Origin of the sequence: Thauera propionica, from assembly GCF_002245655.1 — a bacterium.
Taxonomy (GTDB): Bacteria; Pseudomonadota; Gammaproteobacteria; order Burkholderiales; family Rhodocyclaceae; genus Thauera; species Thauera propionica.
The window spans coordinates 25,121-40,442 of sequence record NZ_NOIH01000035.1; the positions used below are offsets into that span (position 1 = coordinate 25,121).

The 15,322-nt window shown below is 64.5% G+C and carries 17 protein-coding genes; 6 read left to right on the top strand and 11 right to left on the bottom strand.

The window, feature by feature from the left end; all coding sequences use genetic code 11:
- The first annotated feature begins 29 nt into the window (after positions 1–29).
- The gene (locus CGK74_RS17515) at positions 30–1,637 is read left to right on the top strand and encodes a hypothetical protein (protein WP_094269676.1); all 1,608 of its coding nucleotides are present in this window, start codon (positions 30–32) and stop codon (positions 1,635–1,637) included.
- Here the strand turns inward: CGK74_RS17515 and phoR are convergent.
- Positions 1,564–2,940 carry a phosphate regulon sensor histidine kinase PhoR gene (phoR, locus tag CGK74_RS17520; protein WP_094269677.1) on the bottom strand — a complete coding sequence of 459 codons (1,377 nt, stop codon included), beginning with the start codon at positions 2,938–2,940 and terminating at the stop codon, positions 1,564–1,566. The genes CGK74_RS17515 and phoR overlap by 74 nt on opposite strands.
- 28 nt (positions 2,941–2,968) lie before the next feature.
- A complete protein-coding gene (gene phoB, locus CGK74_RS17525; protein ID WP_094269678.1) occupies positions 2,969–3,679 on the bottom strand; it encodes a phosphate regulon transcriptional regulator PhoB in 711 nt (236 codons plus the stop codon).
- Positions 3,680–3,834: 155 nt separating this feature from the next.
- On the opposite strand from phoB, the gene CGK74_RS17530 reads away from it, so the two are divergent.
- From CGK74_RS17530 to CGK74_RS17545, 4 genes are all read left to right on the top strand, one after another.
- On the top strand, positions 3,835–4,257 hold the full coding sequence (locus tag CGK74_RS17530; protein WP_094269690.1) for a gamma-butyrobetaine hydroxylase family protein: 423 nt from the start codon (positions 3,835–3,837) through the stop codon (positions 4,255–4,257).
- A gap of 7 nt (positions 4,258–4,264) precedes the next feature.
- A complete protein-coding gene (gene ubiE / locus CGK74_RS17535; RefSeq protein ID WP_094269679.1) occupies positions 4,265–5,002 on the top strand; it encodes a bifunctional demethylmenaquinone methyltransferase/2-methoxy-6-polyprenyl-1,4-benzoquinol methylase UbiE in 738 nt (245 codons plus the stop codon).
- Positions 5,003–5,021: 19 nt separating this feature from the next.
- Complete coding sequence (locus CGK74_RS17540; protein ID WP_094269680.1) at positions 5,022–5,888, top strand: Tim44 domain-containing protein; 867 nt, start codon at positions 5,022–5,024, stop codon at positions 5,886–5,888.
- 87 nt (positions 5,889–5,975) lie between these two features.
- A complete protein-coding gene (locus CGK74_RS17545) occupies positions 5,976–6,557 on the top strand; it encodes a ubiquinone biosynthesis accessory factor UbiJ (RefSeq protein WP_094269681.1) in 582 nt (193 codons plus the stop codon).
- 108 nt (positions 6,558–6,665) lie between these two features.
- Here the strand turns inward: CGK74_RS17545 and CGK74_RS17550 are convergent, their stop codons facing one another.
- The 9 genes from CGK74_RS17550 to CGK74_RS17590 form a co-directional block, all read right to left on the bottom strand.
- Entirely contained in the window at positions 6,666–7,091 is a 426-nt protein-coding gene (locus CGK74_RS17550) for a F0F1 ATP synthase subunit epsilon (protein ID WP_004261883.1), read from the bottom strand.
- A gap of 53 nt (positions 7,092–7,144) precedes the next feature.
- Entirely contained in the window at positions 7,145–8,545 is a 1,401-nt protein-coding gene (gene atpD / locus CGK74_RS17555) for a F0F1 ATP synthase subunit beta (RefSeq protein ID WP_094269691.1), read from the bottom strand.
- Between the two features lie 26 nt (positions 8,546–8,571).
- Complete coding sequence (gene atpG / locus CGK74_RS17560) at positions 8,572–9,441, bottom strand: F0F1 ATP synthase subunit gamma (protein WP_094269682.1); 870 nt, start codon at positions 9,439–9,441, stop codon at positions 8,572–8,574.
- A gap of 21 nt (positions 9,442–9,462) precedes the next feature.
- Positions 9,463–11,001 (bottom strand): F0F1 ATP synthase subunit alpha, encoded by a 1,539-nt coding sequence (gene atpA, locus CGK74_RS17565; protein ID WP_094269683.1) that lies wholly within the window; start codon positions 10,999–11,001, stop codon positions 9,463–9,465.
- Between the two features lie 13 nt (positions 11,002–11,014).
- The gene (locus CGK74_RS17570) at positions 11,015–11,548 is read right to left on the bottom strand and encodes a F0F1 ATP synthase subunit delta (protein WP_094269684.1); all 534 of its coding nucleotides are present in this window, start codon (positions 11,546–11,548) and stop codon (positions 11,015–11,017) included.
- A 3-nt stretch (positions 11,549–11,551) separates the two neighbouring features.
- On the bottom strand, positions 11,552–12,025 hold the full coding sequence (locus CGK74_RS17575) for a F0F1 ATP synthase subunit B (protein ID WP_094269685.1): 474 nt from the start codon (positions 12,023–12,025) through the stop codon (positions 11,552–11,554).
- 47 nt (positions 12,026–12,072) lie between these two features.
- On the bottom strand, positions 12,073–12,318 hold the full coding sequence (gene atpE / locus CGK74_RS17580; RefSeq protein WP_002925444.1) for a F0F1 ATP synthase subunit C: 246 nt from the start codon (positions 12,316–12,318) through the stop codon (positions 12,073–12,075).
- A 64-nt stretch (positions 12,319–12,382) separates the two neighbouring features.
- Positions 12,383–13,228 (bottom strand): F0F1 ATP synthase subunit A, encoded by an 846-nt coding sequence (gene atpB / locus CGK74_RS17585; protein WP_094269686.1) that lies wholly within the window; start codon positions 13,226–13,228, stop codon positions 12,383–12,385.
- 2 nt (positions 13,229–13,230) lie between these two features.
- Positions 13,231–13,572 (bottom strand): ATP synthase subunit I, encoded by a 342-nt coding sequence (locus CGK74_RS17590; protein WP_094269687.1) that lies wholly within the window; start codon positions 13,570–13,572, stop codon positions 13,231–13,233.
- A 223-nt stretch (positions 13,573–13,795) separates the two neighbouring features.
- Here CGK74_RS17590 and CGK74_RS17595 point away from each other — a divergent pair, with 223 nt between their 5' ends.
- Positions 13,796–15,127 (top strand): MFS transporter, encoded by a 1,332-nt coding sequence (locus tag CGK74_RS17595; RefSeq protein WP_094269688.1) that lies wholly within the window; start codon positions 13,796–13,798, stop codon positions 15,125–15,127.
- Positions 15,128–15,322 lie beyond the last annotated feature (195 nt).

The following is a 15,322-nucleotide window of genomic DNA, read 5'->3' on the forward strand; positions in this document are numbered from 1 at the left end:
CCGCCGCTTACGACCGAGGCCCTTCGACGATGGACTTCTCCAGCCCCGCAGCCTGCCTTGACCAGCTGCAACGCCTGCACCCGATCGACATCCCGGCGACCCACGCGACGCTGACGCGCATCGTCGAGGGACTGCTCGACGCGAAGCCGGCGCCCAACCAGCATCTCGAGGTGCTGGAGGCCGCGCGCGAAGTCATCGCCTACGCCCAGCACGAAACGGCCCGTCGCTATGCAGCCCAACCACTGCCGCCCGACAGCGAGGAGAACCGCACCCTGCTCGAAGTCGTTAAGCTGTGGCGCAAGCTGTCGCACTCCTACGCCCAGATCGCCCGCGTCGACGCCGCCGGAGGCACGCTGTTCGACCAGCGCGCGCTGCTGGCCCAGCGCCGCACGCACTACGCCGGCCTCGCGCTGTTCGAGTACTTCCGCGCCCACCGCGCCGTGCCTGCCGGATTCTGGACCGAGATCCACACCAGCTACCGTGATGCCATCGAGACCGGCGTGCATCGCACGCGCGTGGCCGATCCGCTCAACGAGGTGTGGCGTGCCCAGAGTCCACTGGAAGCCTACGTCTCGATCCTGCTGCTGGACCTGGCCAATCCCTACGGCCGCAGCGAGCGCGAGCTGAACTGGATCATGCGCTGGGCGCAGCGCTTCGCGCCCTATTGCAGCCTGTCGCAGGACACGCAGCAGTTCAAGCCCACCGAGTACGGCGTGGACCTGGCGGGCGATCTCGGCCTGCGTCCGCTCGGGGTGCAGGCCGCCGCCGACACCTTGCAGCGCTTCGACGGCAGCGGCCTTGCGAGCCAGATCCAGGCGGTGCTCGAGCAGTTCAAGCGCGGCGTCAAGCCGGCCTCGCTCGGCCTGGGCGAGGACTGCCCGACCGACGCCAGCGCGCGGCTCCTGCTGTCGCTTTACCGCCCGTGGGGACGAGGCACGGCCGGTCGTCGCTTTCCGCGGCGTCACAAGCAGGGCAGCGTGGAGCTGACCGGCGACTGGCTCACGATCGGCTTCGCGGTAGACGGCGAGATCTTCCGCCAGCCCAAGCTTGAGAGCCCGCTGCACCTGCTGCGCGACGACATCTCGCTGTTCACCTTCGGCGAGCGCGCGATGGCAGTCACGGACAGCCAGCAGGCACGGGAACGCAATCTGCGCGATGCCGAACGGCTCGGCCTGGACTACGAACAATGGGAGCTCATCGACCACTCGGTCGGGGGCTTCCGGTTGCGGCGCGGCGAGGCCGGCGAACGCCTTGCCCACCACCAGTTGGTCGGCGTGCGGCCGCTCGACGGCGACCGCTTCGTGCTGGGCGACCTGAGCTGGCTGATGTATCGGGAAGACGGAGTGCTGGAAGCAGGCGTCGAAGTCCTGCCCGGCGTACCGCACATGGTGGCCGTCCGCCAGGCAGGCCCCAAGGACGGCCGCAAGCCCTACCAGCAGGGCTTCCTGCTGCCCGAATCACCCTCGATGAAGTCTCCTGCGGCGCTGGTGCTGCCCGTGCTCTGGTTCCAGGCCGGACAGCTCGTCGAGGTCCGCCATCGCGACCAGCGCCGCCAGGTCCGCCTCAGCCGGATGCTGAGGCGCGGGGCGAACTTCGACCTGTGCTCCTACGAGGCGGCCGAGCCGAGTCCCGCCTGAGACGGGCCGCCGGGAAGCGCATCGCGAACCGGCTGCCCTTGCCCGGCTCGCTGCTGACGGCGAGCTCGCCCTGGTGGCGGGTGAGGATGTGCTTGACGATGGCCAGCCCCAGGCCGGTGCCACCGGTCTCGCGCGAGCGCCCGCGGTCGACGCGATAGAAGCGCTCGGTCAGACGCGGGATGTGCTCGGGGTCGACGCCGATGCCGTCGTCCTTGACCCAGTACTCGCCGCCTTCGCCGTCAATCCGCCAGCCGAGTTCGATGTGGCCGCCGGCAGGTGTGTAGCGCACCGCGTTGCTGGCGAGGTTGGAGAAGGCGCTGTGCAGTTCCTTGCGACTGCCCAGCAGGGCGCCGCCCCCTTCAAGCACGAGATTCACGCTGTGGCGGCCTCCCGACAGGATCTCGGTTTCGCGCGTGACCGCGCGCATCAGTTCCTGCACATCCACCTCTTCCTCCAGCGCGGCCGGCGCCCCGGTCTCGAGTGCGGACAGGGCCAGCAGGTCCTCGATCAGGCGCTGCATGCGGGTGGATTGTTCGCTGGCCAGCTTCAGGAAGTGCAGCACGTCCTCGCGACTGAAATCGTCGAGGCCGTCGGTCAGGGTCTCGAGGAAGCCGCCGACCACGGTCAGCGGCGTGCGCATCTCGTGCGACACGTTGGCGACGAAGTCCCGGCGCATGTTCTCGAGGCGCTCGAGCTGCGAGATGTCGCGTGAGACCACCATGCGCCGGCTACCGGCAAAGCGGATGACCTGCACCTGCAAGGTGCGATCGCGACGGCGCAGCGAATGCATGACCAGCGGCTCGGCATACTGCCCGGCCTGCAGGTAGGCGACGAACTCGGGCTGGCGCACCAGGTTGGTAATGGGGGTACGCAGGTCGCGCCGGCGATCGAGTTCGAAATGCTGCTCGGCCATGACGTTGAGCCACTCGATGCTGTCGTCGTCTGCCAGGTAGACGAGGCCGTCGGGCATCGCCTGCGCCGCCTGCTGGAACCGGCCCAGCTCGGCCGACAGCTTGTCACGCACCGCAAGCTCGCGCTGGAAGCGGTCTCCGAGCTCGGCGAACACGCTGCCCCACAGGCCGTCGACCTGCGGCGGCATGTTGCCCGCGGGCTGGCGGGTCCATTCGACCAGCTGGCGCATGTGGCGAGCAAGCAGGATGGCGGCGGCCAGGAAACCCAGCACCACGAGCGCGAGCGCGGCATCTGCACCGCGGTAATGGCCGGCCAGCAGGGCAAGGCCCAGTATGGCCGCCACGGGCAATCCCACACCGGTGGCGATGTAGCGAAGGGGACGATGGATCACGCGCGCTCCGTCAATCGGCAAGTACCGATTATCGCGCGGCGGAAAGCTGCGGTGCCTGGGTCGAGAATCGGTAGCCACTGCCGCGCACCGTCTGGATCAAGGCATCGTGCCCGGAAGGTTCGAGCGCGCAGCGCAGGCGGCGGATGTGCACATCGACCGTGCGCTCTTCGACGAAGACGTGGTCGCCCCACACCTGATCGAGGAGCTGTGCGCGCGAATGCACCCGCTCGGGGTGGGTCATCAGGAAATGCAGCAGACGGAATTCGGTCGGTCCGAGCGCCAGTGCCTCGTCACCCGTGGTGACGCGGTGGGTGGTCGGGTCCAGACGCAGGCCGCCGAGCTCCACGGCGTCTTCCGTCGCCTGCGGCGCCCGGCGGCGCAGCACCGCCTTGATGCGCGCCACCAGTTCGCGCGGGCTGAAGGGCTTGGTGATGTAGTCATCGGCCCCGGTCTCGAGCCCCATCACCTTGTCCTGCTCCTCGCCACGGGCGGTGAGCATGATGATCGGAATCGCGCGGGTGCGCTCGTCTGCGCGCAGGCGGCGGGCGAACTCGATGCCCGATGCGCCCGGCAGCATCCAGTCGAGCAGGATCAGGTCGGGCAAGGCCTCGCGCACGATGCGCTGGGCGGACTCGGCATCCGATGCGCGCACCACGTGGTGGCCGGCGCGATTGAGGTTGGCGGCGATCAGTTCCTGGATCGCCGGTTCGTCTTCCACGAGCAGAATGTTCGCTGGCATGCTGTTGACTCCGGTTGGCCTGCGCAGTGTATTTCAGGTGTTTGACATTTTGATGACGCGTCATGCACCTGAAACACGGTTGCGGCTCTGCCGCGCCGGGGTCGGGCAAGGGTGATTCGGGTATTATTGTGGCCCCCGAACGCGAGGCTTTCGCCATGGCCGGACTGGATCAGAACACGCCGCTACCCACTGAGATCACACTGCACAGCCAGTCGAAGCGGCTCGAGATCGCCTTCGACGACGGCAGCCGCTTCACCCTGCCCTTCGAGTTCCTGCGCGTGCATTCGCCTTCGGCCGAAGTGCGCGGCCACGGCCCCGGCCAGGAAACCCTGCAGCAGGGCAAGCGCGACGTCGACGTGGTCGACCTTCAGCCGGTGGGCAACTACGCGATCCGCCCGGTGTTCTCCGACGGCCACGACAGCGGGCTGTATTCCTGGGACTACCTCTACATGCTCGGCCAGCAGCAGGACGCGCTGTGGCAGAACTATCTCGACCGCCTCGAGCAGGCGGGCGGCACGCGCGATCCCGCCAAGGCGCCCCCGCCGGCGCCCAAGGGCGGCTGCGGACACCATCACTGAGACGATCATGAGCGACAAGACCACGCACTTCGGTTTCCAGACGGTTGCCGAAGAGGCCAAGGAAAAGAAGGTGGCCGAGGTGTTTTCCTCGGTCGCACAAAAGTACGACGTGATGAACGACCTGATGTCGTTCGGCCTGCACCGGATCTGGAAGCACTTCACGATCCAGATCTCGGGCGTGCGTGAAGGCGACCGTGTGCTGGACGTCGCCGGTGGCACGGCCGACCTGTCGCTCGCCTTCGCCCGCAAGGTCGGCACCAAGGGCCAGGTGTGGCTGACCGACATCAACCACGCGATGTTGTCCCGGGGCCGCGACCGCATGGTCGACCATGGCTTCACCATGCCGACCGCGCAGTGCAACGCCGAGAAGCTGCCCTTCCCGGACGACTGGTTCGATTGCGTCACGGTCGCCTTCGGCCTGCGCAACATGACGCACAAGGATGTCGCGCTGGCCGAGATGCGCCGCGTGCTGCGCCCCGGCGGCCGCCTGCTGGTGCTCGAGTTCTCGCGCGTGTGGAAGCCGCTGTCGCCGCTGTACGACCTCTACTCGTTCAAGCTGCTGCCCTGGATGGGCGAGAAGGTGGCGAACGACGCGGAAAGCTACCGCTACCTCGCCGAATCGATCCGCATGCACCCTGGGCAGGAAGAACTGAAGTCGATGATGGAACAAGTCGGCCTCGCGCGTGTCGATTACTTCAACCTCAGCGCGGGCGTCGTCGCCCTGCACCGTGGCTACAAGATCTGAACCTGGAGACTGACCAAAGATGAAAAACCTCTTCCTCACCCTGATCGTGGCCGTGCTGTCGTTCGGCTTCGGCGCGCCCGAAGCCGAAGCCAAGCGCCTTGGCGGCGGCAGCAGCTTCGGCATGCAGCGCCAGGCCACGCCCCAGCAGGCCCCGCGCCAGCCTGCCGCCACGCAGACACCGGCCTCCGCCGCAACGCCCGCCGCCGCACCCAAGCGTTCGTGGATGGGTCCGGTCGCCGGCCTTGCCGCTGGCCTGGGTCTCGCCGCCCTGTTCTCGCACCTTGGCCTCGGTGAGGAAATGGCGTCGTTCATGATGATCCTGCTGCTGGCCGTTGCAGCCTTCTTCATCTTCCGCCTGCTGTTCCGCCGCGGCGGCAACACCCAGCAAGGCCAGAACCTGCAATACGCCGGTGCCAGCGCCGCGTCGGGCGCCGCCACGCCGCTGCGTCCTGCCCCGGCTGCTGCCCCGATGTCGGGTGCTGGTACCTCTGCCTCGGGCCTCGACAAGGCGATTGCCGAAGGTTTCGACGTGCAGGGTTTCGCCCGCCAGGCCAAGCTGAACTTCATCCGCCTCCAGGCCGCCAACGATACCGGCAACCTCGACGACCTGCGTGAATTCACCACGCCCGAAGTCTTCGCCGAAATCCGCATGCAGCTCACCGAGCGCGGCACCGCCGAACAGCGTACCGATGTGGTTGAGTTGAACGCTGACGTGGTCGATGTCGAGGAAGAGAACGGCCGCTACGTCGTCAGCGTCCGCTTCAACGGACTGCTGCGCGAGGAAGAAGGGGCTGCGCCGGCAAGCTTCGACGAGATCTGGCACCTGACCAAACCCGTCAGCGGCAGCGGTGGCTGGCTGATCGCCGGCATCCAGCAGATCAGCTGATCGTCGTATCATCGACGGGGAGGCCCAAGGGCCTCCCCGTTTTGCTTTCAGGTCCGCCCTTTCGTACCCTGCTCCGGCTCAGACACCATGCTGTCCAGCGTTTTTCTCTCCGCCACCAATCACCTGCTATCGCAATCGGGCTGGGCGCGCACCCGCCTCCAGCCACATGCCGGACGCACCGCGCGGCTGGCGATTGCGCCGCTCGCGGATCTCGACTTCTCGGTTTCCGTGGAGGGTTACTTCGCCGCCTGGTCGGGCGAGGACGCGCCCGAAGTGCTGTTGCGGCTCGCGGCGGTCGATCTGCCGAAGCTCCTGGTCGATGGCCTGGAGACCGCGATGCGCCACGTGCGCATCGAAGGCAATGCCGAATTCGCCGACGCCCTGGGCTTCGTGTTCCGCCACCTGCGCTGGGACGCGGAAGAGGATCTGTCGCGCGTATTCGGCGACATTGCCGCCCATCGCATGGTCGAAGGCGGCAAGCAATTGGTCGGTGAGGGACGGCGGTCGCTCGTGCGCGTGGGCGGCAACCTGGCCGAGTACCTCACCGAAGAGTCTCCGCTGCTCGTCCCGCGCAGCGCGCTCGCCGAGCTATCGCACGACGTCATCGCACTGCGCGACGCGCTCGGCCGGCTAGACAAGCGGGTTTCCCGCCTCGAAGGGCGGCGCTGAACAACACGCCATCCCGAACGGACAGCCCGAGCGCGGAACCAAAAAAAAGCAGCTCCGGAGAGCTGCTTTTTTCTTCCCGCCCCATCCATCGACGGAGCGGAGAAGCGATCAGTGGCCGCGCTTGCGCAGGCGCTCGATCGCGGCGAGTTGTGCCACTGCTTCCATGAGCTCGGCCTGGGCCTTGGCGTAATCCAGACGCGCGGTCTGATTGGCCATTGCCTCTTCGGCCTTCTTCTTGGCTTCCAGCGCCTTCGCTTCGTCCAGATCCTTGCCGCGGATCGCGGTGTCGGCAAGCACCGTCACCAGACCCGGCTGAACCTCGAGCAAACCACCGGCAACGAAAACAAGCTCTTCTTCCGCCTGATTCGGAACCTTGACCCGCACCGCACCCGGTTTGATCCGGGTCATCAGCGGCATGTGGCCGGGCAGAATGCCGAGTTCACCCGCCTCGCCAGGCAGCGCGACAAACTCTGCCAGCCCGGAGAAGATCTGCTCTTCCGCGCTGACGATGTCGACATGAACCGTCATAGCCATGTTGTTTCCTTTTCAAATCCGCGCGGCACCGAGGTACCGCGCGGGCGGACGAATTACTGCAGCTTCTTCGCCTTCTCGATGGCCTCGTCGATGTTGCCGACCATGTAGAAGGCCTGTTCCGGCAGGCTGTCCAGTTCGCCGCTGACGATCATCTTGAAGCCCTTGATCGTGTCCTTCAGCGAGACGTACTTGCCCGGCGAGCCGGTGAACACTTCCGCAACGTGGAAGGGCTGCGACAGGAAACGCTGGATCTTACGCGCACGAGCCACGGAGAGCTTGTCTTCCGGCGACAGCTCGTCCATACCCAGAATCGCGATGATGTCGCGCAGTTCCTTGTACTTCTGCAGGGTCTGCTGAACCTGACGGGCCACGCCGTAGTGCTCTTCGCCCACGACCAGCGGGTCGAGCTGGCGCGAGGTGGAGTCGAGCGGATCGACGGCCGGGTAGATACCCAGCGCGGCGATGTCACGCGACAGCACGACGGTGGAGTCGAGGTGCAGGAAGGTCGTGGCAGGCGACGGGTCGGTCAAGTCATCCGCCGGCACATACACAGCCTGGATCGAGGTGATCGAGCCAACCTTGGTGGAGGTGATGCGCTCCTGCAGACGGCCCATTTCTTCGGCCAGCGTCGGCTGGTAACCCACCGCGGAAGGCATACGGCCCAGCAGCGCGGACACTTCGGTACCGGCCAGGGTGTAGCGGTAGATGTTATCCACGAAGAACAGGATGTCACGGCCTTCGTCACGGAAACGCTCGGCCATGGTCAGGCCGGTCAGCGCCACGCGCAGACGGTTGCCCGGGGGTTCGTTCATCTGACCGAACACCATCGCAACCTTGTCCAGAACGTTGGAGTCCTTCATCTCGTGGTAGAAGTCGTTACCCTCACGAGTACGCTCACCCACGCCAGCGAACACCGAGAGACCCGAGTGCTGCTTCGCGATGTTGTTGATCAGCTCCATCATGTTCACGGTCTTGCCGACGCCGGCGCCACCGAACAGACCCACCTTGCCGCCCTTGGCGAACGGGCAGATCAAGTCGATAACCTTGATGCCGGTTTCGAGCAGTTCCACGGACGGGGACAGCTCGTCGAACTTCGGCGCCTTCTGGTGAATGGCGCGCAGCTCGTCGGTTTCGATCGGGCCGGCTTCGTCGATCGGGCGACCCAGCACGTCCATGATGCGACCCAGCGTGCCGTGGCCGACCGGGACCGAGATCGGCTTGCCGGTGCTCGAAACCTTCATGCCACGGCGCAGGCCGTCGGAAGAACCCAGCGCAATGGTACGCACCACGCCGTCGCCGAGCTGCTGCTGAACCTCGAAGGTCAGGCCAGCTTCGGCGAAGGAGTCGGCAGCGTCCTCGAGCTTCAGGGCGTCATACACCTTGGGCATCGCTTCACGCGGGAACTGGATGTCCACCACCGCGCCGATGCACTGAACGATCGTACCTTGACTCATCGTCATATCCTTAAATCAATAATCCGTTACACCGCGGCGGCGCCGCCGACGATTTCCGACAGCTCCTTCGTGATCGCGGCCTGGCGGGTCTTGTTGTAGACCAGCTGCAGTTCGCCAATCACGTTCTTGGCATTGTCGGAAGCGGCCTTCATTGCCACCATGCGCGCGCTCTGTTCGGATGCCATGTTCTCGGCCACGGCCTGGTAGACCAGCGCCTCGACGTAGCGGACCAGCAGTTCGTCGATGACGACCTGCGGATCCGGCTCGTAGAGGTAATCCCACGAGCTGTCCGGCGTGCCCAGCTTCTCGCCGGTGAGCGGCAGCAGCTGCTCGAGCACCGGTTCCTGCTTCATGGTGTTCACGAAGCGGGTATAGGCCAGGTAAACCGCGTCGAGCTCGTCGTTCTGGAACGCGTCGAGCATGACCTTGACCGGACCGATCAGCTTTTCCAGGTGCGGCGTGTCACCCAGCTGGGTAACGTTCGACACCACCTTGGCGCCCATGCGCTGCATGAAGCCCAGACCCTTGTTGCCGATGGCGCAGGCACGGATCTCGGTCACGCCCGAGGACTCCCAGTCCTTCATCGCGTTGAGCGCGATACGCTGGACGTTGGTGTTGAGGCCACCGCACAAACCCTTGTCGGTGGTCACCAGGATCAGCCCCACCCGCTTGACCTGGTCCTTGCGGACCAGGAACGGGTGCTTGTAGTCGGTCACATTGGCCTGGGACAGGTTCGCGGCGAGTCGGCGGATCTTCTCGGCAAAGGGGCGGGCGGCACGCATCCGGTCCTGCGCCTTGCGCATCTTGGATGCAGCCACCATCTCCATGGCCTTCGTGATCTTGCGCGTGTTTTGCACGCTCTTGATCTTGGTACGGATTTCCTTACCGCTAGCCATATTCCGTCTCCCTCGCCGGCCTTAAGCCCAGCTCTTCTTGAACTCGGCGATCGCGGCAGCCAGGGTCTTTTCGCCGTCGGCGTCCAGTTCCTTCTTGCTCAGGATCGAGGAGACCAGATCGGCCTGCTTGGTCTTGACGAATTGCAGCAGCGCGGCTTCGAAGGCCAGCACGCGACCCACGTCGACGTCGTCGAAGTAGCCGTTGTTCACCGCGTACAGCACGATGGCCATGTCGGCGATCGACATCGGCGAGTACTGAGCCTGCTTCATCAGTTCGGTAACGCGGCGGCCACGCTCGAGCTGCTTGCGGGTCGCATCGTCCAGGTCAGAAGCGAACTGGGCGAACGCAGCGAGTTCGCGGTACTGCGCGAGGTCGGTACGGATACCGCCGGACAGCTTCTTGACGACCTTGGTCTGCGCAGCACCACCGACGCGGGACACCGAGATACCGGCGTTGATCGCGGGACGGATACCGGCGTTGAAGAGGTCGGTTTCCAGGAAGATCTGGCCGTCGGTAATCGAGATCACGTTGGTCGGAACGAACGCGGACACGTCGCCGGCCTGGGTCTCGATGACCGGCAGTGCGGTCAGCGAACCGGTCTTGCCCTTGACTTCGCCGTTGGTGAACTTCTCGACGTAATCGGCGTTCACGCGCGCGGCGCGCTCGAGCAGACGGGAGTGCAGGTAGAACACGTCGCCCGGGTAGGCTTCACGGCCCGGCGGACGGCGCAGCAGCAGCGAAACCTGGCGATAGGCCCAGGCCTGCTTGGTCAGATCGTCATAAACGATCAGGGCGTCCATGCCGCGGTCGCGGAAGTACTCGCCCATCGTGCAGCCGGCGTAGGCAGCCAGGTACTGCATGGCGGCAGATTCCGACGCGGTGGCGGCGACGACGATGGTGTATTCCATCGCGCCGTTCTCTTCCAGCTTGCGCACGACGTTGGCAACGGTCGAGGCCTTCTGGCCGATGGCCACGTACACGCAGTACATGTCCTGGCCCTTCTGGTTGATGATCGCGTCGACCGCGACGGCAGTCTTGCCGGTCTGGCGGTCGCCAATGATCAGCTCGCGCTGGCCACGGCCAATCGGCACCATCGAGTCGACCGATTTCAGGCCGGTCTGCACCGGCTGCGAAACGGACTGACGGGCGATGACACCCGGCGCGACCTTCTCGATCTTGTCAGTGAGCTTGGCGTTGATCGGGCCCTTGCCGTCGATCGGCTGACCCAGCGCGTTCACGACGCGACCGATCAGCTCGGGGCCGACGGGCACTTCGAGAATGCGGCCGGTGGCCTTGACGGTGTCGCCTTCGGTGATGTGCTCGTACTCGCCGAGCACCACGGCGCCGACGGAATCACGCTCGAGGTTGAGCGCCATACCGAAGGTGTTGCCGGGGAATTCCAGCATTTCGCCCTGCATCACGTCGGTGAGGCCGTGGATGCGGGTGATGCCGTCGGTGACGGAAACCACCGTGCCCTCGTTACGCGACGTGGCGGCGAGCTGCAGGTTCTGGATCCGGCTCTTAATCAGATCACTGATTTCAGAGGGGTTGAGTTGCATAGCTTTTATGCTCCTAGTTCTTTAGCGCAGCGGCCATGTTCGCGAGCTTGCCGCGGACCGAGGCGTCGATGACTTCGTCGCCGACGGCGATGCGAACCCCGCCGATGAGGGCAGGGTCGATGTGGACCTGGACATTCAGTTTGGCCTTGAAGCGCGCTTCGAGGTCAGCCTTCAGTGAGGTCAGCGTTGCATCGTCGAGGGGGAAGGCAGAGGCGATATCCGCCTCGAGGACACCTTCGTGTTCGTTCTTCAGTGCAACGAACAGGTCACGGATCTCGGGAAGCACCTGCAGGCGTTCGTTATCCACGAGGACACGGACGAAATTCTGCTGTTCTGCGGACAGGGTCCCGGCCACATCCAGCACCAGCTGCATGAGCTGGCCGGCGGTGAGCTTGGGATCGGAAATGCAGGCCCGCATGGTGGAATCGGCCGCCACGACGGCGAGCCGATCCAGTGCTTCCGACCAAGGCCCCAGCGCACCTGCCCCGCGAGCCAGCTCGAAGGCGGCATCCGCATAGGGGCGCGCGATGGTGACGTTCTCGGCCATGACTTATTGCAGTTCCTGTTTCAGGTTGGCAAGCAGTTCGCCGTGCACCTGGGCGTTGATTTCGCGGCGCAGGATCTTCTCGGCGCCGGCAACGGCCAGATTCGCGACCTGGTCGCGCAGGGCTTCCTTGGCGCGCTGGGCAGCCACACCGGCTTCCGCCTCGGCGGCTTCACGGGCGGCCGCAATGATGCGGGCGGCTTCGGCACGGGCCTCGTCGACAAGTTGGCTCGCCTGCTTTTCAGCGGAGGCACGCACATCACCCGCAGATTCGCGGGCCTTGCGCAGTTCCTCGACGACCTTCTTCTCGGCGAGTGCCAGATCGGCCTTGGCCTTGTCCGCAGCTGCCAGCCCGTCGGCGATTTTGTTCGCACGCTCGTCCAGTGCCTTCACGATGGGCGGCCACACGAATTTCATCGTGAACCACGCCAGAATGAAGAACACAACGAGCTGGGCTATCAGGGTTGCGTTCAAATTCACGGTTCTTGGCCCTCAGGTTGGTTCAAAAAAGGATGAACTCGAACCGATCAGAGCTGGAACGGGTTGGCGAAGGCGAACATCATGGCGATACCGACACCGATCAGGAACGCGGCGTCGATCAGACCGGCCAGCAGGAACATCTTGGTCTGCAGGGCGTTCATCAGTTCAGGCTGACGAGCGGAAGCTTCGAGGTACTTGGAACCCATGATGCCGATACCGATACAAGCGCCGATAGCACCCAGACCGATGATCAGACCAGCAGCCAGAGCAACAAAACCCAGAACGTTTTCCATGACAACTCCTTAGTGGGGAAGGTGAGTTTAAAAAACCAGTACTGCTTTAAAGTGAAACTGAAACTTAGTGGCTTTCGTGCGCCTGACCGACGTACACCAGAGTCAGCATCATGAAGATGAAGGCCTGCAGCGTAATGATCAGGATGTGGAAGATCGCCCAGATGGTACCGGCGACCACATGACCGACGAAGCCGAACACGGTGGCGGTACCGCCCAGCAGCGCGATCAGGATGAACACGAGCTCGCCAGCATACATGTTGCCGAACAGTCGCATGCCGTGGGACACGGTCTTGGCGAGGAACTCGATGATCTGCATCGCGAAGTTCACCGGGTACAGCAGCGGATGGCTGCCAAACGGGGCGGTGAAGAGTTCATGCACCCAGCCCGAAACGCCCTTGATCTTGACGTTGTAGTACAGGCACAGCAGCAGCACGCCGATCGACAGACCGAGCGCGGCAGAGAGGTCGGCGGTGGCCACGACGCGCATGTAGGCGTGGGCGGGATCGCCACCGGCGGCGGAATAGACACCGGTCCAGATCATCGGAATCAGATCGACCGGCACCAGGTCCATCGCGTTCATCAGGAAAATCCAGACGAAGACCGTGAGTGCGAGCGGCGCGACGAAGCGACGCGATTCGGCGCTGTGGACGATGCCCTTGGCCTGATCGGCCACCATCTCGACCAGCAGTTCGACGAAACCCTGGAAGCGCCCCGGCACGCCGGAGGTCGCCTTGCGGGCGGCCAGCCACAGAATGAAGACGGTAAAAAGACCCAAGGCAATCGAAAAGAACATCGAGTCGATATTGATGATGCTCCAATCGACGATGTTCTCCTGGGGGTGCCCGGAGTTGTTGAAGTGTCCGAGGTGGTGAATTACGTACTCGGATGCGGTGGGAGCGTTTCCAGCCATGATCAGGTCTTCACCAAAAATGCAAACAAATTCGCCTTAAGCGCCAGGATCAGGCCAATCAGCATCGCGCCCCAGTGGAGCTGCGGATAGAGGGCCCAAACCAGCACCAACAATCCCACGATCGAGGCGACCTTGAAGAGCTCGCCTGCGACGAAAGCGGCCACGCTCGCCGTCCCGGCCTTGCGCGTGATCGCAGCAAGACGAACAGCGAACATCCAGCTTGGCAACACGCATGCCAAGCCGCCCCCTGCAGCAGAGATTGCACCCCGCATCCCGAACAGCGCGGCGGAAATCACCACCGCCAGGATCGTTGCGCCCAACTGCAGTAGAACGGCTTTTAGCATCGGTTGTCGCGCCAGCCTGTTGCTGCAGCCGGCGACCGCCCAAAAATCCCGCGAATACTAGGGGTTATCCACAACAAAGTCAAACTTCAGTTGCATTGCAACAATGACCCCCATAGCCGTCGTGTATCTTATACAAGTCGCCAACCGGAAGAGCGCCGGACGAGGCCCCTCGGACTGTTCCGCGGGAGGCTTGGGGGGCGCCCACGACGCTTATTGACAAGGCATGATCAAGACACGCAAGGCCACGCGCCGGGAGATCCTCGGCTGGAGCATGTTCGACTTCGCGAACCAGGCCTACACCCTGCTGATCGTGACCGTCGTGTTCGGCGACGTCTACACGCGGCTCATCGTCGGCGATGCGCCGGATTACCGCGTGGGCAATCTCCTCTGGAGCACGGCGCTGTGCCTCAGCTACGCACTGGTGGTGCTTACCGCGCCGCTGCTGGGCGCAGCAATGGATGGCGGGCGGGCGAAGAAGCGCATGCTCTTCGCCAGCTACGCCCTCACCGTGGCAAGTACCGCGCTGCTCTACTTTGTCGACCCGGGCCACGTCTGGCTCGGCTTCATCCTGATCGTGATTTCGAATGCGGCCTACTCCGCGGGCGAGTCCTTCATTGCCAGCTTCCTGCCATTTCTCGGCGACACCGACGAGCTGGGACGGATCTCGGGACTGGGCTGGGCCCTGGGCTATGCCGGCGGACTGGTCTCCGCCGGCTTCGTGCTGCTAGTCCTCGGCGAGGTCGCCGCGGACAACTTCGAACGCATCCGCTGGGTCGGCCCCTTCGCCGCGGCCTTCTTCCTGCTCGCAGCGATCCCGACCTTCATCTGGGTGCGCGAGCCCGCCATCGGGGACCGCCGTCGCTTCAACGCCGAACTGGTTCGCATCGCCTACAAGCGCGTTGCGACCACGCTTCGCAGCCTTCCGGAATTCCCGGACCTGCGCCGCCTGTTCATCTCGATTCTGTTTGCGATGGCGGGGGTCTACGTCATCGTCGCCTTCTCGTTCATTTACGGCGCGCAGGTCATCGGCTGGAGCGAGGATACGCGGGCGCTGATGTTCGTCGTGGTGCAGATCACCGCCCTGATCGGCGCCCTGGCGTTCGGTGCGCTGCAGTCCCGCCTCGGCGGGCGGCTCACCTACGCGCTGACGCTGGGACTGTGGATCGCAGCCATCCTGGCAATCTACTTCGTGGGCGAACTGACGACACTGCTCAACCATGCACTGGCCCTCTCGCTGCGCGAGGAGCAGGTGTTCCTCTTCGCTGGGCTGCTGTCCGGCCTCAGCCTGGGGTCAAGCCAGTCCGTGGGGCGGGCGCTGGTAGGCATGTTCTCGCCCGAGGCCCGCGCAGCCGAACTGTTTGGCTACTGGGGCCTGATGAGCAAGCTGGCCGCCATCTTCGGCATCCTCGGCGTCGGCCTGCTGCAGTGGGCACTCGGGCTGCAGGGCGCAGTGCTGTTCTGCATCGTCCTGTTCGCCGCCGCACTCGTGCCGCTCGCAGGCATCGACGAGGCCCGCGGCGTCGATGCGGCGCGGCGCGCATCAGATCCAAGCTGACGCCACCAACGGCCGACGGATTTTCGGCACCCAAGGCCGTGTCGGAAAATCTGACAGTCCGACAACTCCATAAACTCGGCTGATCCGGAAAAGTCTTGTTTCGAAAAGACTTCCGTTAAGTGGCATCACTCTTGCTTGCAAGCTTGTTGTAAATAGTCGGCCCTGAAATATTCAATTTCCCGCTTTCAGCGGCTG